General features: G+C 67.3%; 19 protein-coding genes. 11 read left to right on the plus strand and 8 right to left on the minus strand.

Annotated features, from left to right (window positions below):
* Positions 1–412: 412 nt before the first annotated feature.
* From ACIBH2_RS03890 to ACIBH2_RS03905, 4 genes are all read left to right on the plus strand, one after another.
* Positions 413–634: a hypothetical protein gene (locus ACIBH2_RS03890; RefSeq protein ID WP_397113143.1), complete on the plus strand. Its 222-nt coding sequence runs from the start codon at positions 413–415 to the stop codon at positions 632–634.
* Positions 635–725: 91 nt separating this feature from the next.
* Positions 726–2,180, plus strand: a complete 1,455-nt coding sequence (locus tag ACIBH2_RS03895; RefSeq protein ID WP_397113145.1) for a hypothetical protein — start codon at positions 726–728, stop codon at positions 2,178–2,180.
* A gap of 34 nt (positions 2,181–2,214) precedes the next feature.
* Entirely contained in the window at positions 2,215–2,808 is a 594-nt protein-coding gene (locus ACIBH2_RS03900; protein WP_397113147.1) for a TetR/AcrR family transcriptional regulator, read from the plus strand.
* A gap of 60 nt (positions 2,809–2,868) precedes the next feature.
* Entirely contained in the window at positions 2,869–4,293 is a 1,425-nt protein-coding gene (locus ACIBH2_RS03905) for a DUF222 domain-containing protein (RefSeq protein WP_397113149.1), read from the plus strand.
* 427 nt (positions 4,294–4,720) lie between these two features.
* Here ACIBH2_RS03905 and ACIBH2_RS03910 read toward each other — a convergent pair whose 3' ends face one another.
* From ACIBH2_RS03910 to ACIBH2_RS03920, 3 genes are all read right to left on the minus strand, one after another.
* Positions 4,721–5,590: an aminoglycoside phosphotransferase family protein gene (locus tag ACIBH2_RS03910; protein WP_397113151.1), complete on the minus strand. Its 870-nt coding sequence runs from the start codon at positions 5,588–5,590 to the stop codon at positions 4,721–4,723.
* A 6-nt stretch (positions 5,591–5,596) separates the two neighbouring features.
* Positions 5,597–6,604, minus strand: a complete 1,008-nt coding sequence (locus ACIBH2_RS03915) for an LLM class flavin-dependent oxidoreductase (RefSeq protein ID WP_397113153.1) — start codon at positions 6,602–6,604, stop codon at positions 5,597–5,599.
* 101 nt (positions 6,605–6,705) lie between these two features.
* A complete protein-coding gene (locus ACIBH2_RS03920; protein ID WP_397113155.1) occupies positions 6,706–8,670 on the minus strand; it encodes a molybdopterin-dependent oxidoreductase in 1,965 nt (654 codons plus the stop codon).
* Between the two features lie 107 nt (positions 8,671–8,777).
* On the opposite strand from ACIBH2_RS03920, the gene ACIBH2_RS03925 reads away from it, so the two are divergent.
* Positions 8,778–11,240, plus strand: coding sequence for a phosphoketolase (locus ACIBH2_RS03925; RefSeq protein WP_397113157.1), 2,463 nt, complete (start codon positions 8,778–8,780; stop codon positions 11,238–11,240).
* 6 nt (positions 11,241–11,246) lie between these two features.
* Here the strand turns inward: ACIBH2_RS03925 and ACIBH2_RS03930 are convergent, their stop codons facing one another.
* Positions 11,247–11,441 (minus strand): CDGSH iron-sulfur domain-containing protein, encoded by a 195-nt coding sequence (locus ACIBH2_RS03930; protein ID WP_397113159.1) that lies wholly within the window; start codon positions 11,439–11,441, stop codon positions 11,247–11,249.
* A 170-nt stretch (positions 11,442–11,611) separates the two neighbouring features.
* Here ACIBH2_RS03930 and bla point away from each other — a divergent pair, with 170 nt between their 5' ends.
* Positions 11,612–12,535 carry a class A beta-lactamase gene (gene bla, locus ACIBH2_RS03935; protein WP_397113161.1) on the plus strand — a complete coding sequence of 308 codons (924 nt, stop codon included), beginning with the start codon at positions 11,612–11,614 and terminating at the stop codon, positions 12,533–12,535.
* Positions 12,536–12,540: 5 nt separating this feature from the next.
* On the opposite strand, the gene ACIBH2_RS03940 is transcribed toward bla, so the two are convergent.
* Positions 12,541–13,515, minus strand: coding sequence for a LysR family transcriptional regulator (locus ACIBH2_RS03940; RefSeq protein ID WP_397113163.1), 975 nt, complete (start codon positions 13,513–13,515; stop codon positions 12,541–12,543).
* A gap of 60 nt (positions 13,516–13,575) precedes the next feature.
* On the opposite strand from ACIBH2_RS03940, the gene ACIBH2_RS03945 reads away from it, so the two are divergent.
* A complete protein-coding gene (locus tag ACIBH2_RS03945) occupies positions 13,576–14,478 on the plus strand; it encodes a serine hydrolase (protein WP_397113165.1) in 903 nt (300 codons plus the stop codon).
* A 138-nt stretch (positions 14,479–14,616) separates the two neighbouring features.
* Entirely contained in the window at positions 14,617–15,540 is a 924-nt protein-coding gene (locus ACIBH2_RS03950; RefSeq protein ID WP_397113167.1) for an SGNH/GDSL hydrolase family protein, read from the plus strand.
* Positions 15,541–15,552: 12 nt separating this feature from the next.
* On the opposite strand, the gene ACIBH2_RS03955 is transcribed toward ACIBH2_RS03950, so the two are convergent.
* The 3 genes from ACIBH2_RS03955 to ACIBH2_RS03965 all read right to left on the minus strand — a co-directional run bounded on the left by ACIBH2_RS03955 (position 15,553) and on the right by ACIBH2_RS03965 (position 18,112).
* Positions 15,553–15,948 (minus strand): hypothetical protein, encoded by a 396-nt coding sequence (locus ACIBH2_RS03955; RefSeq protein WP_397113169.1) that lies wholly within the window; start codon positions 15,946–15,948, stop codon positions 15,553–15,555.
* Positions 15,949–16,013: 65 nt separating this feature from the next.
* Entirely contained in the window at positions 16,014–16,646 is a 633-nt protein-coding gene (locus ACIBH2_RS03960) for a hypothetical protein (RefSeq protein ID WP_397113171.1), read from the minus strand.
* Between the two features lie 2 nt (positions 16,647–16,648).
* Complete coding sequence (locus tag ACIBH2_RS03965; RefSeq protein ID WP_397113173.1) at positions 16,649–18,112, minus strand: dihydroorotase family protein; 1,464 nt, start codon at positions 18,110–18,112, stop codon at positions 16,649–16,651.
* Between the two features lie 142 nt (positions 18,113–18,254).
* Between ACIBH2_RS03965 and ACIBH2_RS03970 the strand changes: the two genes are divergently transcribed.
* The 3 genes from ACIBH2_RS03970 to ACIBH2_RS03980 are packed head-to-tail and all read left to right on the plus strand — an operon-like array spanning position 18,255 to position 21,771.
* Complete coding sequence (locus ACIBH2_RS03970; protein WP_397113175.1) at positions 18,255–19,442, plus strand: CaiB/BaiF CoA transferase family protein; 1,188 nt, start codon at positions 18,255–18,257, stop codon at positions 19,440–19,442.
* Positions 19,439–20,257 carry a cyclase family protein gene (locus ACIBH2_RS03975; protein WP_397113177.1) on the plus strand — a complete coding sequence of 273 codons (819 nt, stop codon included), beginning with the start codon at positions 19,439–19,441 and terminating at the stop codon, positions 20,255–20,257. Before ACIBH2_RS03970 ends, ACIBH2_RS03975 begins: the two co-directional genes overlap by 4 nt.
* Positions 20,254–21,771 carry an MmgE/PrpD family protein gene (locus ACIBH2_RS03980; RefSeq protein ID WP_397113179.1) on the plus strand — a complete coding sequence of 506 codons (1,518 nt, stop codon included), beginning with the start codon at positions 20,254–20,256 and terminating at the stop codon, positions 21,769–21,771. The genes ACIBH2_RS03975 and ACIBH2_RS03980 overlap by 4 nt, the downstream gene beginning before the upstream one ends.
* The last annotated feature ends 11 nt before the right edge of the window (positions 21,772–21,782 follow it).

The raw sequence follows: 21,782 nt of genomic DNA on the forward strand, positions 1-21,782 counted from the left end.
GGAAGATCGCGGCTATCTCGCATGCGATGTTGACGGAATGTCCGGTGAGCGAATATTCGGAAATCCTGACCTCCCGTGCCAGATATCGCTGACATCTCGTGCCAACGGCGCGCGCGAACCCTTGCCCACCAATAGGTCACCACTACGGTTGCCACGGGCATTCCGATCACGGAGCGCGGTGCGCGGACTCCCGGCCGCCGTACCGCAAATCTCTGGCAGTCTCCGTGCTCGGGATGTTCGGGGGACGCTCGCCCAAGCGCCCCCCGGCCCCGCCCCGCAGCGGGGCCTCGCTGTACACGAAGGAGCCGCCACCGGCGGGAGCACCCAACCCGGAGCTCCTCCACTCCCGCCGGTGGCGGTCCGTCGCCACGGCCCCAGCAGCCGAGCCACTCACTCGAACAGGAGTGCAGGAATGACGGAAGTGAGCGCAGCGAACAGCGATGCGCAGCGATTGTTGACGGAGATCCTGACGCGGTACGGCAGCCTCGACGAATTCCTCGCCCAAGTGCAGCGCGAACTCGACGCGCCGACGGAGGAGCTACCCCGGGTGGGCGTGTCGTGGTCCGATCCGTCCGCCTGGCCGATTCGACCGATCCCCTCCGACGGCGAGGGACGCCATGCCCGAAAAGAGTGAACCCTCACCGCACCAGATAGCTACAATTGCGTAGCTACAGATTTGTAGCTAGCGTGGGGGTTGCCCTACTCGCTCTGTTTGGGAGTTCCCCATGTCGTATTCCTTGCCGGTCGCCGTCAACTGGACCACGCCGGTCGCCACGTCGAGCACCGAGCTCACCACCCACCTGTGGACCGCGCCGCCGCTGCGCCGCGGCTCAGCGATCCATGACAAGGCGTTCGACGCCCTGCGCGCGTTGAAGGTCGACCACGCGCGGTTCCTGCCGTGGTGGTCGTCGCCGAAACTGTCTGTGCCCGAACTCGATCCGCCCGCCGATGGCCGAACCTCGTGGGATTTCAGCAATCTCGACGCGTTCGTCGACGATTTCCTGGACGCCGTCGAAGGCCGTCCGGTGGTGATGAACTTCGCCACGATCCCGACCTGGATGTTCGATACGCCCGAACCGGTGCCCTACGCCGATGACCTGGATGTCATTCACTGGAATTACGAGCAGGGCAACACGTTTCGCGATCCCAGCCTGACCGAGGTGGCGGAGCATTTCGAGCGGATCGGGCGCTGGTATCTCGACGGCGGCTTCTCCGATCAGTTCGGTGTGCGGCATGAGTCGGGACGGCGGCACCGCTTCGAGTATTGGGAAGTGTTGTGCGAGCCCGATTTCGGGCACGAACTCTCCCCCGAGACCTACACCCGGCTCTACGACGAAGTCGTCGGACGGCTGCGCGGCCTGGACCCGGAGATGAAATTCATCGGCCTGTCGCTGTCCATGTCGAAGCTCGACCCCGAGTACTTCTGGCATTTCCTCGACCCGGCCAACCACGCCGACGGCATTCCGCTCGACGCGATCTCCTACCACTTCTACGCCACACCGGAACTCCTGAACCCGTTCGGCCCCGAGGGAAATCAGCCGTTCGACCGGTGGCGAGCCTCGTTCTTCGCCCAAGCCGACGGCTTTCTCCGACAGGTGCAGCTGATCGACTCGATTCGCCGACGCCTATCGCCGCAGACGAAGACCTTCATCAACGAAATCGGCACCTTCACCCCCGACTTGATGAATCCCGCGCCGGAAGTTCCCGAGGAGTACTGGGCGCTCGGCGGCGCGGTCGTGGCGTATCTGTGGTCGGAACTCACGGCATTGGGCATCGACTTGGTGGGGATCGCCGAATTCATCGACTATCCCGGCATGATTCCGGGAGTGTCGCTACTGGACTGGGACACCGGTGAACCGAATGCGCGCTACCACGTGCTGAAACTCCTGCTGGACAACTTCGCACCCGGCGACACGCTGCACGAGACCTCGGTTGGCGGGACGGTCTCGCCGCAGCCGCGAATCCACGCCCGCGGGTTCGCGACGGCCTCCGGACAGCGAAAAGTATTGCTGATCAACAAGTTCGCCGAACCCATCGAAATCCACCTGGCCGACGCCGAAACCGCCACCGTGATCGACACGCGAACCGTCGGGCCCGTCTCCCAGCCGGTACCCGATAACACCGTCGAGCTCGGGCCGTTCGCGACGGTGGTTGTCACGCTGCGGCACCAGGAAGGTTAGTCTCCAGCACGACAGAAACGCCGATTGGAGGGACATGGCCGGTACCCGCACCCGTCGCACCGACGCCGAGTTGGTGGCGGCCATCCGCTCCGCCGTCATCACCGAACTCAACGAAGTCGGACTCGGCAAACTAACGATGGAGAACATCGCGCTCCGCGCCGGTACCGCGAAAACCTCGCTGTACCGGCGCTGGTCCACCCCCCAAGCAGTCCTACTAGACGCCCTACAAGCCGAATTCCCCCAAGAACACCCCACCCCCTCCACCGACAACCTGCGCCAAGACCTCATAGACGCACTGAAACTCATGGTCCGATGGATGGCGACCCCCACCGCCCAAGCAGTCGTCACCATCCTGATGGAACGCCAACGCCACCCCGAACTCGCCGAAGCAATCTACACCCACGTCTTCGACGCCAAAGGCGGCCGCTTCACCAGCACCGTCCTACACACCTACGCCGACGCCGGAAAACTCGACCCCAACTTCCTCACCCCGGTCGTCACCGACATCGGCGAAGCGCTCGTAATGAAGAAAACTTTCGACAGCGGCGAATTACCAAGCGACGAAACAATCACAGCAATCGTCGACCAAGCAATTCTCCCCGCAATAGGAAAGAAAACAGACTCCTGAGAATTCCATAACCGGACAAAAGCCGTTCTGCCACAACCATTTTCGCGATAGAATTACAGCATGATACGGGGTGGGGTACAACGAGCACACGACGCGGTCGATTCCTTCGTCGCCGTGGTCGACGAATTGGCGGAATCCTCGTTGATTCCGCTGTCGGACGACGAATACGTCGAATCGATGTTGCGGATCGAAACGGCGATGCGGAAACTCGCCTACTTCGGCCACCGCCTGGTCATGGGAGCCTCCGACCGTGGCCTGCCGCGCGTACCCGGACGCTCGGCGCTGCACAAATATCTTGTTGAGACCCTGAATCTGTCGAAGGCCGAGGCGTGGCGGCGTATTCAAGCCACCGAGAACTTGGTGCCGTTCCTGGGTGCGAGCGGTGCACGCCATGAGCCGTTGTTGCCGCACACCGCCGAAGCGCAGGCCGAGGGCGCGATCTCCCCAGATCATGTGCGCACGATCATCGCGACGATGAACCGCGTACCCGCCAGCGTCGCGGCTGTGGATCGAGAGTTGGCCGAGCAGGAACTCGCCAACCACGCCCGCGAGGTCACCCCGCACGGGATGCGCAAGCTCGGTGAGGCGATCCTCGCCCACCTCGACCCGGACGGAAAACTCACCAACGACGTCGACCGCCAGCGTCGCCGCGCCATCACCCTCACCAGCCAAGGCGTCGATGGCATGTCCGAAGGCACCATGACCCTCACACCGGCACTGCGGGCGTTGATGGACGTCATGCTTGCCAAGTGGGCGCGTCCGGGCATGTGCAACCCGGCCGATCCCGAAAGTCCGTCCGCCACTGCGGGTCCGGTCGATCCGGAGGCGGTGAAGGCGGCTGCCGCGCGTGACACCCGGACGGCTGCGCAGCGCAATCACGATGCGTTCGAGGCGTTTCTGCGCGCGGGTGGCCCGGAGAATCTCGGCGTGCATCGCGGTATTCCGGTCCAGGTGGTGCTGACGATGAGCGTGCAGGATGTCGAACAGGCTGCCGGGTTCGCAACGACCGCCACCGGTGGCAGCGTCCCGCTGGGTGAGGCGCTGCGCATGGCCGAGCGCGCACACCCGGTCCTGATGATCTTCGATCACCGCCGCAGCATGCCGCTGCACCTGGGCGTCGGTCCCCGTCTCGGCAATAGGTGGCAACGGCTGGCACGTACGGCGATCGAGCGTGGCTGCACCCGTCCAGGCTGCGACGCTCCCGCGACGATGTGCCAGATGCACCACGTTCTCGGCTACGCGCAGCGCGGCCCGACCGATATCGAGAACCTCACCCTGGCCTGTGATCGCTGTCATGGGTTGATCACCGGTACCGAGGCGGGGTGGGAAACCCAAGTCCTCGGCGAGGATTCGGAGTTCCCGGGCCGCGTGGCGTGGCGTGCACCCGCGCACATCGACCCCGCGCGGCGGTGGCGAGTGAACCGAGCCCACCACGGCGAAGCCCGCTATGTGGCGAGGCGGCGTGCCCCACACAGCGGGCAGTGATCGCGGCGCGTTCCTCGACGCCGATTGATCACACCGTTTCTCGCCACCAGTCGTCGACGCTTGTGTTCGTCGACGTCCGCACGTTGTTTCCCCCGTACATTGATTCCCCGTGCTTGTTGACGGCGGTCGCCGTTGACGCTTGTGCTCGATGACGCCGGTCGCCGGTGACGCTCGTGCTCGATGACGCCAGTCGCCGATGACACCGGTCGCCGATGACACCGGTCGCCGATGACGCCAGTACCCGTGGACACTCGTACTCGATGACGCTCGTTGTCCGACGCCTAACGTTCGAGTCTTGTTTTGTTCTTTATCTTGTTTCTCTAAAACAGCATTAGTGCAGTCCCAAAGGCTGGAAGCCGAAGGCGAGGCTCCCAAGTCGCGTTAGCTCAAGTCAGGAAAGGCAGGCGAGGCGACCACACTTCATGCTTTAGTCTTTGATCTTTTCCAGGACTTCATTGCTGCGGCGGTAACCGTATTCGCTCAGGCCATCGGCTACTTCGTCGGCATCTCCGTCGAAGACACCCGCAAGCGCCTGCTGCAACGCGAACGTCCCGCGGATTATGTGGGCGCGAGCGAGCAGTGCTTCGGGCCATCCCGCTAGCTGAACAATGCGCTCTCCCAACACAACTCCGTAGCCAGCCATGAGTGCTGCGAGGTCTTCGGCGGGGTCACCTATGGCGGCGGAGTCCCAGTCGACGACTCCGCTGAGGAGGGGGCCGCTCTCCCACAGGAGGTTTTCGCCGCCGAGGTCGCCGTGGACGAGTGCGGTAGTGATCACGGGAAGGGTTGTCGCTGCGGATAATTCGGCTGTTGCTCGCTGTTCGCCTGCTGCTGACATGAGTGGGTAGAGGTGGACTTGGACGTCGTGCGCGAACGATTGCCATCGGTCCGCGCTGGTGGTGGGAAGGATTTCGCGTGCACGGGTCAGCACAGGTGCCGATTGCAGATCGTTCAGGAGGGCCAGCAGTTGGGTGGCCACGCTGTCCAGAGCTGTGGCGGAGGTGAGGGCGTCGGTTGGCAACGAGTGGCCGGGGATTCGACTTGTCACCATGCAGGCTGGTGCCGAATCCTCGAGCAGAGCTTTCACCACGGGCATCCGGACCACCAGCCCCAACGAGGACAGGTTGTCCAGTGCCTGTGCCGTCTCACGGAGTTGGGCAACCGCGCTCGGTGTGCGCGGGATGCGGTACGCGCGGGTCGGGGTCAACAGGATGTCGTGGAATTGGCCCGAGCGCTCCTCTACTTCGGAGCGCTCGTCGCCGAATCGGCGCAGGATCTCGCGATAGCGTGCGTCCACTGCCGGTTACTGGACGACCGGTTCGCGGGTCGCCATGATCTCACCGGTGAGTTCGACCGAGCGGACGCGGTCGGTGATGTCGGAGGCGTGGTGGGTGGTGATGAGTTCGTCGGCCTGGATGGAGGAGGCGAAGTCTTCCAGGTAGGCGCGGACTTCGGTGGCGGTGCCGACGGCCGTGTATTTGGTCATGTTGGTGAGTTGGTAACCGTTCGGGGAGGCGAGGAAAGCGTCGATCTCGGCGTCGGAGAAGTCTCCGGCGGCCGGGCCTCGGGCGATCATCATGCGGGCGCGGGCGCGGTAGGCGACGGTTTTCTGCTCGAGGGCGGCGTCGTGGTCTTCGGCGGCGAAGACGTTGACTCCTGCCATGACGTACGGCTCGGCCAGTTGCTCCGACGGCTGGAAGGTGTCGCGATAGACGGCGACCGCCTCGTGCAGGGCGTCGGGGGCGAAGTGCGAGGCGAAGGCGTAGGGCAGGCCCAGGTGCGCCGCAAGCTGCGCGCCGAACAGCGAGGACCCCAGGATGTACAGCGGGACAATGCCTTCCGCGCGCGGCACCGCGTGGACGCCCGGTACCCGAGTGTTCCCGGTCAGGTAGCCCTGAAGTTCCAGCACGTCGCGCGGGAACGAGTCCGCCGAGGCGGGGTCGCGGCGCAGCGCGTACATGGTCTTCTGGTCACTGCCGGGCGCGCGCCCCAATCCGAGGTCGATGCGACCCGGGTACAGCGTCTCCAACGTCCCGAACTGTTCGGCGATCACCAGCGGCGAATGGTTGGGCAGCATGATGCCGCCCGCCCCTAGCCGGATGCTGTCAGTGTGGGCCGCGACGTGCCCGATCAACACACTGGTCGCGCTCGAGGCGATCGACTTCATATTGTGGTGCTCCGCGTACCAGACCCGCCGGTACCCGCTGCGTTCCGCCGCCCGCGCCAACGCGACGCTGTTGTCGAAGCTCTGCCGCGCCGTCTGGCCGCGCGCGATCGACGCCAGGTCGAGGATGGAAACCGCGATGGGCATGCGGGGGCCGCCTTTCGATATCGGAGAACACACTCCTCAGTACAAGGCGCACGGGTGCCCGATTTATGCCGCGTGCACCCGACCGGCCGCGATGACGCTGCTCACCCTCGCGGCGTGATCCGCACCCGATTGTCGTGGAAGACCGCTCCCCCGCCGTAGTCGGAGTCACGTTCGGCGACGGTCGCGTTGACGGTCGCCCCCTTGTTGAACTTCGCCCACCGCCCCTTGGTGGTTGCCGCCACACCCGGGCGGACCATATCGGAGACCTCGGCGACCGCCTCGAACGCACCGCGCGCATTGGACACCAGAACCGCTGCGCCGTCCTCGATTCCGAGTCGCGCCGCATCCTCGGGATGCAGGGTGACGCGGGAATCCCCGGCCCGGCGGCGCAATTCGGGATTGGCCCCGAAAGTACTGTTGAGGAAGTAGTGCGAGGCCGCCGAGATGAGCACCAGCCCGTCACCCGAGTCGGCGGGCGGCGTGTAGGACGGCAACGGGTCGTGCCCGTCCCGCGCCGCCCGCTCGGAGACGAATTGCAGTTTCCCCGCGGGCACCGGCCCAGGTTCGATCTTCAGGAACCCCTCGGCCCGCAACCGGTCGATGTCGTACTGCTTCAGCAGCTGGCTCGCGAGCTCCTCGTCGGAGTCGTACAGCGCGGGATCCTCGAACCCCATCCGATGCGCGAGCCGACGGAAAGTCTCTGTGGTGGACAGGCATTCGCCCGGCGGTGCGACAGCCGGATCGTTCCACACCAGATACAAATTCCCGTACGCGGCGAGCACATCGAGATGTTCCGGCTGCATGGTCGCGGGCAGCACAATATCGGCGTAGTCCACGGTATCGGTCGGAAAGTGTTCCAGCACAACGGTGAACAGATCTTCCCGCGACAGCCCCTCGATCACCTTCTTCTGATCGGGATTGGACCCGACCGGATTGGCGGCAATAACGAACAGCGCCTTGACCGGCGGATCATCGGTCTCGAGCAGCCCCTCGCCCAGCCGGGTCATGGACAGCGTGCGCACCGGATGCGGCAACATATCCAGTCGAAGCAGCTCCGGCAGATCCAGCTGAAAATGCGCACTGGTCGAATAGTGCAGTCCCCCACCGGGAATCGCCCAGTCGCCGGTCACGCCCGGCAGGCACGCGAGTACACGTAGCGCCATCCCGCCTCCCGCGTGCCGCTGCATGCCCTGCGAGGCGCGAATGGCGGTCGGCCGGGTGGTGGCGATGCGCTCCCCCAGCGCGACGATCCGTTCCACCGGCAACCCGGTGATCTCGGCGACCCGCTCCGGCGGATATTCCATGATGCGCTCACGGAATTCGGGCCATCCCACCGTCTGTTCGGCGATGAACTCGCGATCCTCGGCTCCCATCGACACGATGACGTGGAGCAACCCCAACGCCAACGCCGCATCCGTCCCCGGCAGCGGTGCCAGATGCTCATCGCATCGCTCCGCCGTCCGCGTGCGCACGGGATCGATCGCGACCGTGTACGCACCGCTGTCCTGTATGAACTTCCACAGATGATGCCCGGAGGTCAACGGATTGGTCCCCCACAGCAGGATCAGTTCGGACTTGGCCAGATCCTCCGGATCCATGCCGCCCGAGGTCCCGAGGGTGTACTCCAGCCCCGTCGCGCCCGCGATGGAGCAGATGGTCATCTTGTGCAGGCTCGCCCCGAGCACATTGAAGAACCGCCGCCCGGCCGAGCCCTCCACGCCCTGGATGAACCCGAGGGTCCCGGTGCCGTGGAACGGCCAGATGGCCTCACCGCCGTACTCGTCGACGATTCCGGTGAGCCGCCCGGCGATCTCGTCGAGCGCCTCGTCCCAGCTGATGCGCTCGAACCTGCCCTCGCCCTTCGCACCCACGCGGCGCATCGGATACTGGATGCGCTCCGGCGAATTCACCTGCTCCAGATAGCGATTCACCTTCACGCACAGCGCCCCGCGGGTGACCGGATGCTCCTTGTTGCCGCGCAATCGCTCCGCGACGCCATCGCGCACGGTCACCTCCCACGAGCACGCGTCGGGGCAATCGAGCGGGCACGCGCCGAGAACCTTCATGGTCCGATCGTAGGTAGAGTGGGCGAAGCATCTCCATCCGGAACCCGAGCACCAGCGGTATCGATCCGGTGCCGCTGGCGACGTCCCAGCGTGAGGAGAGTCCGCGAATGACGCAGCAGGTCGGTGCCCAGGACGACACCTCGGCCGACAATCTCGATAGCGGCGGCGGCAAAACCGTCGCCCCGAAGCCGTATCGTCTCGGCGACGCACCCGGACCGCTCTCGCCCGAGGAGCTCGCGGCCCTGGACGCGTGGTGGCGGGCGGCGAACTATCTGGCCGTCGGGCAGATCTATCTGATGAGCAATCCGCTGCTGCGCGAACCCTTGCGTCCCGAGCACATCAAACCTCGCCTGCTCGGGCATTTCGGCACCGTGCCGGGCCTGAATCTGGTCTGGGCGCACGCCAATCGCGCCATTCGGCATCGGGATCTGGACGCGGTCTTCGTGGCGGGCCCGGGCCACGGCGGCCCCGGACCGAATGCGTGCGGCTGGTTGGAGGGCACCTATTCCGAGCTGTACAGCCATATTCCGCGCGACGAATCCGGGATGGCGGCGCTGTTCGCGCAGTTCTCCTTCCCGGGCGGCGTGCCGAGCCACTGTGCACCGGAGACGCCCGGCTCCTTCCACGAGGGCGGCGAGCTGGGCTATTCGCTGCTGCACGCCTACGGCGCGGCGCTCGACCATCCCGAACTCACGGTGTTCTGTGTGATCGGCGACGGCGAGGCGGAGACCGGCCCGCTGGCGGGCAGCTGGCATGCCAACAAATTCCTGAACCCGGCGCGAGACGGCGCGGTGGTGCCGATTGTGGCGCTCAACGAGTACAAGATCGCCAACCCGACCATTCTCGCGCGCATCCCGGAGTCGGAGCTCGTCTCGCTGCTGCGCGGCTGCGGCTACGAGCCGACCATCGTGTCGGGCAGTGATCCGGCGACCGTGCATCAGGCGATGGCGGCCGCCACCGACGAATGCCTGGACCGCATCGCCCAGATTCAGCGGGCGGCGCGCGGTGGTGGCGACGGCGCGCGCCCGAGCTGGCCGATGATCGTCCTGCGCACCCCGAAGGGCTGGACCTGCCCGCCGATGGTGGACGGCGCGCCGGTGGAGGGCACCTTCCGCGCGCATCAGGTGCCCTTGCCCGCCGCGCGCACCGACGAGAACCATCGCGCGGTGCTGGCGCAGTGGCTGAAGTCCTATCGCCCCGAGGAGCTGTTCGACGCGACCGGCAGCCCGGTGCCCGCGCTGCTCGAGCAGATGCCCACCGGGACACGGCGCATGAGCGCGAATCCGATCGCCAATGGCGGCAGCAGAATTCGCGATCTGTTCCTGCCGGACTGGCGCGACTACGGGGTCGACGTCCCCGCGCCGGGACAGGTCAAACACGAGGCGACGCGCGTTCTCGGCGGCTGGCTGCGCGAGGTCACGCGGCTCAATCCGGATAATTTCCTCACCTTCGCCCCGGACGAATTGGCCAGTAACCGACTCCAGGACATTTTGGAGGTGACCGGCCGCGACTGGCAGGCCGAAGTCGGCGAATTCGATGTGAAACTCGACCGCACCGGACGCGTGATCGAGGTGCTCTCGGAGCATATGTGCCAGGGCCTGCTGGAGGGCTATCTGCTCACCGGCAGACACGGCGTGTTCACCTGCTACGAGGCGTTCATCCACATTGTCGACGCCATGTTCAACCAGCACGCCAAATGGCTCGACGCCAGCGCGAAAGTGCCGTGGCGGCGGCCCATTCCGAGCCTGAATTACCTGCTGTCGTCGCATGTTTGGCGGCAGGACCACAATGGTTTCACCCATCAGGATCCGGGTTTCCTGGATGTGGTGCTGAACAAGAGTCCGGAGGTGGTGCGGGTCTATCTGCCGCCGGACGCCAATACCCTGCTCTCGACCTACGATCACTGCCTGCGCTCACGCCATTACGTGAATGTCGTTGTGGCGGGCAAACAACCGCAGGAATCGTGGCTGTCGGTGGACGAAGCGGCCGTGCACTGCGCGCGTGGCGCGGGGATCTGGGAATGGGCGGGCAATCGCGACACCCTCGGTGACACACCGGATGTGGTGCTCGCCTGCGCCGGTGACGTGCCCACCCTGGAGACCCTCGCTGCGGCGGCGATTCTGCGGGATCGCCTGCCGGAGTTGAAGGTTCGCGTGGTCAATGTCGTCGATCTCATGCGTCTGCTGCCCGAGACCGAACATCCGCACGGCCTGCCCGACAGCGAATTCGACACCTTGTTCACCCGTGATCGGCCGGTCATCTTCGCCTTCCACGGCTATCCGTGGCTGGTGCACCGGCTCGCTTACCGCCGCACCAACCACGACCAGCTGCATGTGCGCGGATACAAGGAGAAGGGCACCACCACAACGCCTTTCGACATGGTCATGCTCAACGATCTGGACCGCTACCACCTGGTCATGGATGTGATCGACCGGGTGCCGGAGCTGCGTGAGCGCGCGGCGGGGCTGCGGCAGGAGATGGTGGACGCCCGCTGGACCGCGCGCGCCTGGACGCGGTCGCACGGAGCCGATATTCCCGCCGTCGCCGACTGGTCCTGGCCCGCCCGCTGAGGCGGCTCACGCCTCGCGGCGGCGTTTGCGGTGGCTGGTGTCGCAGAGCGGGAACGTCTTGGAGCGGCGGCACTGGCAGAGGGCGACGACGAAGCGATCGGAGCGCACCACGGTGCCGTCATCGGTCACCAGCTCGACCGGGCCCTGAATGAGGGCGGGCCCGTCGCGGGTGAGGACCACGCGGCGGTAGTCGTCGGTCATGGACAACCTCCTCTGCTGCCTCGGGACATACCCGGCCACCGAGCGGGGAAACCGGCGGCTACCTTGCCTCCGCGCCGGGCCTCCGGACCTGCGATGATATCCACTGGAATATCGGTTCGTACGAGTGTTGGTCTTGGACAGGCGCGTGGCGGCCGTGTTCTCGTGTCGCCATGACACAGAGCAGGAGAGGGGCCCTCTCGGCCCGCACGAGAATCGCCGTATTGCTGACCGCGCTCGTTCCCCTGGTCGGCGCGTGCGCAGGCGCGTCGAGTGAGACGGCACCCACGTCGACCACGCCCGTCGCCGATATCCAGTACGCCGGTCTCGAACAGCAGCACGACGCGCGCCTCGGGGTCTTCGCGATCGATACCGCTTCCGGCAAGACCACCGGCTACCGCCAGGACGAGCGGTTCGCCATGATGTCGACCTTCAAGGCTCTCGCCTGCGGCGCGCTGCTGAAGGCGCATCCACTCAGCACCGGCTACTGGGATCAGGTCATTCGCTTCACCGAGGCGGATGTCGCCAAGGCGCAGGGGTCGGCGGTGTCCGGCAAGCATGTCGAGAGCGGTATGACGGTCCGCGAATTGTGTGACGCGGCAATCACTTACAGTGACAACGCGGCCGCGAACGAGATTCTGAAGCTGCTGGGCGGACCGCAGGCGGTGACGGAGTTCCTGCGCGGGATCGGCGATCAGGTGAGTCGACTCGACCGCTGGGAGCCCGAGCTCAATACCGCGATTCCGGGCGATGAGCGCGACACCACGACGCCCGCGGCCATCGCGCGCGACTATCAGGCACTGGTCGTCGGGGATGCCCTCCCGGCGCCGGAGCGACAGCAGCTGACCGACTGGTTGCTCGCCAACACCACCGGCGGCGAGCGCATTCGCGCCGGGTTGCCGTCGGAGTGGCGGACCGGCGACAAGACCGGGACCGGGGATTACGGGTCGGCCAATGACGTGGCGGTCACCTGGCCCGCCGGTGCCGCCGCGCCGATCGTCATCGCGGTGCTGACCACGCATGCGGCGGCGGAGGCGAAGCCGGACAGCGCGCTGGTCGCCGAGGCGACGAAAGTCGTTGTGACACAGGTGCGCTGACCGGTTCAGGGGTCCCGCGTCTCGTTGCCCGGCCGAGCGTAGAAGATCGACCAGGGTTGCCCCGGAGCGGAGGACGTCAGCGGCGTCGGCATCTCCTCTTCGGCGAGCACCACCGCGGCGGTATGGGCGAAACGCGGGACCGCCGGGTGGACGGCGGTGTCGGTCCAGACTGCGGCGAGACGGCGGACCAGCGGGCGGTCGACCAGTGGCCGCCACGCCACCCGGGGTTCGCGCCGCGCCATGGCCTCCTGCATGAACGCCACGCCCTTGCCCGCCAGCACTAGGCCGAGGCTGAATTCGGGATTGCGGGCGTGGCGGATGCGGGCGGGTTCGAATCCCTGTGCGCGACAGCTGTTCAGGAGACGATCGTGCCAGCCGGGGGCCGTGGCGCGCGGGAAGAGCACGAGGTCGTGGCCAGCGAGATCGGCCAATCGGACCTCGGGCAGGCGCGCAAGCGGTGAGGTGCGCGGCAGCACCACGCCGAGCGGCACGCTCGCGGTGGGCCCGCGCACCAGATCGGGCGCGTCGACCGGTTGATCCACCAGTCCCACGTCGAGTTCCGCCGTCGCGAGCAGGCGAAGCTGATCGGCGGTGTCGAGTTCCTGGAGGTCGAGGGTCAGGGCCGGGGCCTCGTCGGCGAAGCGCCGCAGCAGCGTATGCAGTACGGCCGCAGGGGTTTCCGCCGGGACGCCCACGCGCAACGTCCCGAGGTCACCGTCACTCGCCTTGCGCATGACGGTGCGCAACCGCTGTTCGGCGGCGAGCAACGCGCGGGCCTCGTCGACGAGGAGTTCGCCCGCCGCGGTGAGCTGGACGGCGCGGCGGGATCGGTCGAACAGCGCCACCCCGAGTTCGCGTTCCAGGCGCTGGATCGACTGGCTCAGGGGCGGCTGTGCGATACCGAGCACCTCGGCCGCCCGGCCGAAATGCATTTCGCCCGCCACCGTCAGGAAGTAGCGCAAATGCCGGGCCAGGTCCACGACCTCGACGATATGCGATCGGATATGGCAGCACGCCGACCGGGTGTCTACCGTGTCAGGGTGGCACCAGAGCAACGTATCCAGGAGATCTTCGCCGAGCTGCCCGTGCGCGGCACGCTGCACGCCGTCGATATCGCCGACGGCCGGGAGATCGCGGTCGGGGCGGACGAGCAGGTGGTGATCGCGTCGATCTTCAAGATCCTGCTGGTCCTGGAGTTCAGCCGTCAGGTGGAGGCCGGTCAGATCGACCCCACCGAACGCGTGCTGGTGCGCGCCGCCGACCGCCTCGGCGGTTGGGGCACCGCCGGATGCGCCGACGATATCGAGCTGTCCCTGCGCGACCTCGCACTGTTCGCCATGTCGGTCAGCGACAACACCGCCGCCGACCTCCTGCTGCACCGCGTGGGCCGCGACACACCCGCGCTCCTCGCCGCGGAGCTCGGCCTCGACCGCACCCGCGTCATCGGCGGCCCACGCCACCTCCTCGAATCGATGTTTGCCGATGTCGGCGCACGCGACGCCTCCGAATTCGCGGCCATCTTCCCCACCCTGACCCGCGAGCAGGTGTCGCGCATGCGGGTCTTCCGCCCCGAACACACCACCTCCAGCACCGCCCGCGACATCACCCACCTGCTCTCCCTCATCTGGCGCGACGCCGCCGGTTCCCCCGCCGCCTGCGCCGCCGCCCGCAACCTCATGCGCCACCAGATGTTCTGGACCCGCATAGCGGCCGGTTTCCCCGACGAGGTCCGCGTAGCCTCCAAAACCGGCACCCTCCCCGGCCTCCACATGGAAGCGGGCGTAGTCGAATACCCCGACGGCGCCCGCTACGCCCTGGCCCTCTTCGCCCGCACCGAAGACCTGGGCAGCCGCAATATCGCCGTAGACCTAGCCATGTCCCGCGCCGCCCGCACCGCCGTCGACGCCCTCCGCGCCGAGGTCCCCGCCCCACTCACCGCGTAAGCGCCGCGGCCCTCGATCAGGCGCTATGGGCGTTTCGTTCCCGATGGCCGGTTCTCGATTGTGCGAGACTGAGTGTGCGCCACAGTTGATCGCACCACTTCCTTGTTTCGTGTCCGGTGACCGGCTCGGAGGTTCGTCGTGTCGAATTGTGCTCCTATTCTTCGCAATACGCTGATTGCGCTGGGATTCGCCGGGTTGGTCTGTACGCACGCGCCCGCGCAGGCCGCTGCGCCCGCCTTCTCGGAGTATGTCGCCCTGGGGGATTCGTGGACCGCTGGGGTGTTCACGCGTTTGCCACCGGCGACGGAACATACTCCGGCGGATTGTGCGCAGTCGGCGCTGAACTATCCGCACCGGGTGGCGAAGGTGCTCGAGGTCGCCGTGTTTCGCGATGCCAGTTGTGGGAGTGCCACGACGGTGGAAATGACCGCGCCCCAAGCGCTTCCGCTCGGTGGCGTGAATCCGCCGCAGTTCGATCGGCTCACGGCGACGACCGATCTCGTGACCTTGGGTATCGGCGGGAACGATATCGGCTTCACGGTGGCGGCGCGAGACTGTGTGCGGCCGCTGCCGGAAGGTACCGGGTCGGCCGAGAATTCTTGTGCCGCAAAACTTACCGCCAAGGGCGTCGATCGCTTGGCGAAGAACATCGCGGCGACGGCACCCGCGATCGAAGAGGTCATCGCGCAGATACGGGAGCGGTCACCGCGGGCGCGCATCCTGCTCGTCGACTACCTCAACGCATTTCCCGCCGACGCCAAATCGTGTTGGCCGCTGCTCCCGGCCCTCGATGTCGACGTCGCCTATCTGCGTGCCAAATTCATTCAGATGAACGCCATGCTGGCGACCGTCGCGACCGATACCGGCGTGGAGTTCGTCGACACCTACACGCCCAGTACCGGTCACGACGTCTGCCAACCCGAGCCGCTGCGCTACGTGGAGGGCATCAGCGTCTCCTCGGTCCACAACAAACCGGGAGTGGCCTTCCCGATGCACCCCAACGCCCGCGGAGCGGCGGTACAGGCCGAAGCCGTGTTGAATACGTTGCGCGGCAAGGCCTGAACGGTTTCCGGACTAGGTCACCAGGCAGATGGGGCCGAGCTTGACGCCCGTACCGACGGTGACCTGAAGGTCTCGTTGGCCGCCGATCTGGACGGCGTGGAGGTTGTGCACGCCGGTGCTGGCGGGGGTCCACTGGGCGGTGACCTTGCCGGAGCTGGGGACCTGGATGGCGCCGGGCGGGTCGAAGGAGCCGTTCTGGCTGTCGTAGAAGCTGACGTAGTCGCCGGGGGTCGCGGTGGCGGTGGCGGTGTAGGAGCAGCCGGTGCCGTAGGAGGTGCTGGAGCCGAGGCCGGGGGCGACGGTGAAATCGGTGATGGCGGCGGGAGCGCTGGGGGCGGTCAGCACGAGAGCGGTGATCGCGCCGAAGGTCGTTGCCGCGGCGGCGGCGGTCCTGCGTGATCGGAGCATGGTGGATCCTTTCGTATCGCAGTGAGGTGCCCGACTGCGACACCTCCGTCCGGTGCCGAGCGTAGTTACTCGATCGCCGATGTCGAGACCCCTATCCGGGGGGCGTGGGCCTGGAAAGGCACCGTGACCAGCCCCGCGAGGAGCAGAGCTTCCCCGATATTGCCCAATGGCGGGACCGCGAACGCCGCCCCCGAGCAGACGGTCAGCGCCACCGCCGCCACCAGCGGCCACGGCGTTTCGCGCCTGCGCCACAACGCCGTTCCGGCGATCAGCAGGACCACGGTGACCGCCAACGCGGGCAGCGGCGGACCGGAGGGCGTCGCCGGAACGTAGCGCAGGGTGTCCGCGTAGGTACGCGGCGTCAGCTCCAGGTGAACGAGTTCGGTAGCGCCCCACAGGATCAGGACCGCCGCGAGCGCATAGGACCACCGCCGCAAGGCCGGGAACACCCGCTGCCCGACCCAGATCACCAGCAGTGGCGTCAACACGGCATGCCCGACGAACCGACCGACGCTCAGCCCATGCAGGACCGCTCCCTCGCCGAGCAGGGCGCCCACGGCGAAAGCCGTCGAGTCGTAGGCCAGTCCGACGCCGACCACCACGAGTATCCACCGGCCCGGCCCCGCCGCACGCGTACACAATCGGGCCACGCACGCGAGCTCGACGACGGCCACCAGGGCCAAGACCAGGGAAACCACTCTCAGGCCGGAGTCCGGCGCAGGTAGCGCCCGTGCGGATCGCCCTGCACCTTGCCATCGCGGTAGATGTGCTGACCGCGCAGGAACACCTCGGTGACCCGGGCGTTCATCGAGAACCCCTCGAAAGGCGTGTACTCCTGGGCGGATTCGCTGTCAGCGGCACGGACGGTCCATTCGGCAGTCGGGTCGACGAGAACTATATCGGCGTCGAAACCGGGCGCGATGCTGCCCTTCCCGGTGAGCCCGTAGCGCTGCGCGGGATTCCAGGACGTCAGCTCGGCGATACGCGAGAGCGGCACACCCCGTTTCATACCCTCCCCCACCAGACCCGGCAGCAGGTACTCCGCTCCCCCGAAACCGGATTTGGCCGCGAAGATATCGTCGCGGTCCACACCGAACTTCTGCTCATCGCGGCAACACGCGTGATCGCTGACCACCCAGTCGATCTCACCCGCGAGCAGATGCCGCCACAGCGCCTCCACATCGGCGCGCTCCCGCAGCGGCGGATTCACCTTGCCGCCCAGACCGTGCGCGGTGTCGACATCGGCGAGCAGATGCCCGATGGTCACCTCCCGCCGGAAGTCCACATGCGGGAACGCCCCCGCCATGATGAGCGCCGCCTCGACCGCCTTCGCCGAGGACAGGTGCAGCAGATTGATATTGGCCAAACCCGTCTCGTGCGCGAGATAGGACGCCATGGAGATGGCCAGGCCCTCGGAGTGCGGCGGGCGCGAGGCACTGTAGGCCCGCAGGCCGGTGAGCGCGCCCTCCCGCTCCACCATCTCGGTGTAGGCGGTCATGATCTCGGCCGTCTCACAGTGCAGCGACAGCGACACCCGATTGCCGAAACGCGCACGCGCACTCTGGATTCCGCGCATGACGAATTCGAAGTGCGCGAGGTCGTAGCGTTCGGTCGGCGGAATCATGAGGAAATCGGCCTGGTCGGCGGAGCGCCCGTGCAGGCCGTGACCACCGTAGAACATGAAGATCTTGAACGAGGTCACCCCGAAATCCTCGATCAGCGAGGGGATCTCGGCGATGTGCTCGGCCGTCATGGGCGCGAGATGCAGCGCGTGGTCCACGAAGGCCCGCCCGGACATGCGGTCGAGCACCTCGGGCACGAAATCACGGTAGGCCCCACCGCGATTCAGGTAGTAGCGCCCCGTGCGCATGTAGGTGATCGCGGTGGTGACCCCGCCTTGCGCGCAGGCGCGGCTCTCGCTCTCGGTATCGGCGGACAGTTCCTGATAGATGCCCCAATGCTGATGCGCGTCCACCACACCCGGAAACGCCAGCAGCCCTTGGGCATCCACCACCCGATCGAAGCCCGCCCCCGACAGGTCGGGCCCGACTCGACTGATCACACCGCCGGAGACGGCGATATCCACGGGCTCCGGTTGGTCGGTGGACGGATCCCCCGGGCGCACGACACGGGCGTTCCGGATGAGCAGGTCGGTCGCCGCCACGATTCACTCCAGTTTCTCTGTGCGAAACAACTTTATCAATTTGGCGATCATCGCAGTAGTATGCGCTGATAGTCAATGCCGTTCACCCACTCTCATGTTTCGTTGTGGGAAACATTCTGGCGGCAAGGTGAGGAGTCGAACGATGGACGGTCCGCTGTCGGGAATCCGGGTGCTGGATGTGGCGACGCTGTTCGCCGGGCCACTGGCGGCCACGCTGCTGGCCGATTACGGGGCCGAGGTCGTGAAGATCGAACACCCGAAGGGCGATCCGGTGCGCAGCCACGGCGCACAGCGCGACGGCGTGGGCCTGTGGTGGAAGATGTTGGGGCGCGGCAAGAAATCGGTGACGCTGTATCTGGGCGCACCGGAGGGGCAGGAGATCTTCCGGCGCATGGTCGCCGACACGGATGTGGTGATCGAGAACTTCCGGCCCGGCACTCTGGAGCGCTGGGGTCTCGGATACTCCGAACTGCGTCGCATCAATCCGGGCCTGGTGCTGGCGCGGGTCACCGGATTCGGTCAGATCGGCCCCTACGCGCACCGCCCCGGCTTCGGGACGCTCGCCGAGGCCATGAGCGGTTTTGCCGCCATCACCGGCGAACCCGACGGGCCGCCCACCCTGCCGCCGTTCGGATTGGCCGACGGAATCGCCGCGCTGACAACCTCTTTCGCCATCATGACCGCCCTGCGGGCGCGCGAGAGCAGTGGCCGCGGCCAGCAGATCGACATGGCCATCATCGAACCCATCCTCACCCTGCTCGGCCCGCAGCTCATCGCCTACGATCAGCTCGGCGAGTTGCAGACGCGCATGGGCAACCGTTCCTCGAACAACGCCCCCCGCAATACCTATCGCACCGCCGACGACCGCTGGGTAGCGGTCTCCACCAGCGCGCAGTCGGTGGCCGAACGCGTCATGCGCCTGGTCGGACGGCCCGATCTGATCGAGCAGCCCTGGTTCGCCTCCGGGGCCGAACGCGCCCGCCACGCCGACGAACTCGACACGGCGGTCGGCGATTGGATCGCCGCGCGCGACGCCGACGAGGTGGTCGCGGCGTTCGAGAAGGCCGAGGCGGCCGTCGCCCCCATCTACAACGCCGCCGATGTCCTGGCCGATCCGCAGTTCCAGGCGCTGGGCACCATCGCCGAACTGCCCGACGACGAATTGGGTTCCGTCCGTATGCAGAACATTCTCTTCCGGCTCTCCGAGACACCCGGCCGCATCCGCTGGACCGGACCGCCACTGGGCGCGCACACCGCGGAGGTGCTCGGCGCGTACGGCGTCGACGCCGACCAGTTGGCGCGGCTGCGCGCGGCGGGGGTCGTCCGATGAGTGACCGCGACCCCCTGGTGAGTCTGGTGCGCGGCGGCGTGCGCCTCATCGAACTCGGACAGCCGTTCTTCACCGGTATGCCGTGCTCGCCGAACCATCCCGGCTTCCGCATGACCCTCGCGCGCAGGCACGGTGACATGGTGCGCCCCGACGGCGGTTCGGCCGCGAACGAGGTGATCGTGACCGGCGGCCATGTCGGCACGCATATCGACGCGCTCAGCCATGTCAGCCACGACGGTCTGCTGCACGGCGGCGTCGACGCCATGGCCGCCCAGCGCGGTGGCGCGTTCGATACCCATGGGGCCGAACATCTTCCGGGCCTGCTGCGACGCGGCCTGCTCCTGGACATCGCGGGCCTGCACGACACCGACCACCTCCCCGGCGGCTACGAGGTGACCGTCGACGACCTCGAACAGGCCGCCAAGCACGCCGATGTCGATCCCGAGCCCGGCGATGTGGTGCTCGTCCGCACCGGCTGGTCGCGGCTGTTCGACGAACCGGCGGCCTACCTGGGCGGCCAGTCCGGCGTCCCCGGTGTCGGTGTGGACGCCGCCCGCTGGCTCGCCGCCCGCGACGTCACCGCCACCGGGGCGGACACCACCGCCTACGAGCGCATCGCCCCGGGCGCGGGCCACAGTGTCCTGCCCGTACACCGGGTCCTGCTGGTGGAGTCCGGCATCTTCATTCTCGAACACCTGGCGCTGGAAGACCTCGCGGCCGAGGGGATCCACGAATTCGTCTTCGTGCTCGCGCCCCTGCGGATCGTCGGCGGCACCGGATCCCCCGTCCGCCCGCTCGCGGCGGTGACCCGGTGAGCGCCACCTCCAGCAGATACGCGAACAGCGGACCCGCTTCGGCCGATACCGCCAGCGGTGCGGCCACGAGCGGTGTCGCGCAGCCCGATCCCCGCACCGTGGTGCGGGCCCTGGCGGATTTCGCGGTGACCGCGCGCGACCACGGCGTCGGCGCGCGGCTGCGGGACGACGCCGCGCGACGGGTACTCGATGTGCTCGGCAACAGCCTTGCCGCACAACGCACTCCGGCCGCGACGGCGGTCCACGCGCTGATCGAGGAGTGGTCCGGGCACCCCCGCGCGACCGCCCTGGGCATGCCCGGCCGCTATCCGGAGCCCAGTGCCGCGCTCCTCAACGGCACCCTCGCGCACGCCTTGGATTTCGACGACACGCACCTGCCCTCGGTGCTGCACCCGTCGGCCAGCGTGGTCCCCGCGGCCCTGGCGGTGGCGGAATCGGTGCATGCCTCGGGGGCCGCGCTGCTCGACGCGGTCGCGGTCGGCGTGGAGCTCACGGTGCGGCTCGGTATGGCGGGATATGACGAGAAGCTCGGCAACTCCGTGTATTTCGAACGCGGCCTGCACGCGACCGCGATCTGCGGGACGCTCGGCGGGGCCGCGGCGGCGGCGATGCTGTGGGGCCTCGACGGCCCCGGGATCGCGCACGCGATCGGCATTGCCGCGAGCATGGGGTCGGGCCTGTTGGAGGCGAACCGCACGGGCGGCACCGTCAAACGGGTGCATTGCGGGTGGGCGGCGCACGCGGCGGTCACCGCCGCGAGTCTGGCACGGCACGGCATCACCGGACCGCCGACGGTCATCGAGGGCAGATTCGGTCTGCTGCAAGCCTTCTGCGGCGAGCACGCGGTGCCCGCGGCGATCACCGACGGGCTCGGGGAGCACTGGGAGCTGCCGGGGGTGTTCTTCAAGCCGTACCCGTGCAACCACTTCACCCACGCCGGTATCGACGCGGCGCTGCGGCTGCGCGCTCGCGGCGTGGTCGCCGACGACATCACCCGTCTCGTCCTGGGCGCGCCGACACCGGTGCTGCGCACGATCGGCGAACCCGTCGCCGCGAAGCGCAATCCCGAATCCGGTTACCACGCCGCGTTTTCCGGCCCGTACACGGTGGCGGCGGCGCTGCTGGGCGGCGGCGGCCTCGGCGTCTTCCACGAGGACTTCACCGACGAGGCCGCCCGGAATCCGGTGCGACTCGCGCTGGCCGCGAAGGTCGAGTGCCGTCCCGACTCGCACTGCGACGAGATCTTCCCGCACCAGTTCCCGGCCGTCCTCACCGCCGAGCTCCGCGACGGGAGCACCCTGACCGAACGCGTCGACGTCAATCGCGGCGGCCCCGGCAATCCGCTGTCGGCCGAGGAGCTGGCGGCCAAATTCCGTCTCAACACCGCCGACATCCTGTCCCCGGCCACCGCCGACGACATCAGCGAAACCGTCTACGGCCTGGCCGATCTGACTGATCTCGACCCCCTGCTGCGGCTCCTACGCCACAGCGGTCCGGACGAACGACAGGGATGACGACAGATGGC

This window comes from Nocardia sp. NPDC050406, assembly GCF_044459025.1.
Lineage (GTDB): Bacteria > Actinomycetota > Actinomycetes > Mycobacteriales > Mycobacteriaceae > Nocardia.

What these genes read in the sequence shown, in the direction of transcription:
- ACIBH2_RS03890 (WP_397113143.1), top strand. Translation starts at nt 413, where the DNA reads ATGACGGAAGTGAGCGCAGCGAACAGCGATGCGCAGCGATTGTTGACG.
- ACIBH2_RS03895 (WP_397113145.1), top strand. Translation starts at nt 726, where the DNA reads ATGTCGTATTCCTTGCCGGTCGCCGTCAACTGGACCACGCCGGTCGCC.
- ACIBH2_RS03900 (WP_397113147.1), top strand. Translation starts at nt 2,215, where the DNA reads ATGGCCGGTACCCGCACCCGTCGCACCGACGCCGAGTTGGTGGCGGCC.
- ACIBH2_RS03905 (WP_397113149.1), top strand. Translation starts at nt 2,869, where the DNA reads ATGATACGGGGTGGGGTACAACGAGCACACGACGCGGTCGATTCCTTC.
- ACIBH2_RS03915 (WP_397113153.1), bottom strand. Translation starts at nt 6,604, where the DNA reads ATGCCCATCGCGGTTTCCATCCTCGACCTGGCGTCGATCGCGCGCGGC.
- ACIBH2_RS03920 (WP_397113155.1), bottom strand. Translation starts at nt 8,670, where the DNA reads ATGAAGGTTCTCGGCGCGTGCCCGCTCGATTGCCCCGACGCGTGCTCG.
- ACIBH2_RS03925 (WP_397113157.1), top strand. Translation starts at nt 8,778, where the DNA reads ATGACGCAGCAGGTCGGTGCCCAGGACGACACCTCGGCCGACAATCTC.
- ACIBH2_RS03930 (WP_397113159.1), bottom strand. Translation starts at nt 11,441, where the DNA reads ATGACCGACGACTACCGCCGCGTGGTCCTCACCCGCGACGGGCCCGCC.
- bla (WP_397113161.1), top strand. Translation starts at nt 11,612, where the DNA reads ATGACACAGAGCAGGAGAGGGGCCCTCTCGGCCCGCACGAGAATCGCC.
- ACIBH2_RS03955 (WP_397113169.1), bottom strand. Translation starts at nt 15,948, where the DNA reads ATGCTCCGATCACGCAGGACCGCCGCCGCCGCGGCAACGACCTTCGGC.
- ACIBH2_RS03970 (WP_397113175.1), top strand. Translation starts at nt 18,255, where the DNA reads ATGGACGGTCCGCTGTCGGGAATCCGGGTGCTGGATGTGGCGACGCTG.
- ACIBH2_RS03975 (WP_397113177.1), top strand. Translation starts at nt 19,439, where the DNA reads ATGAGTGACCGCGACCCCCTGGTGAGTCTGGTGCGCGGCGGCGTGCGC.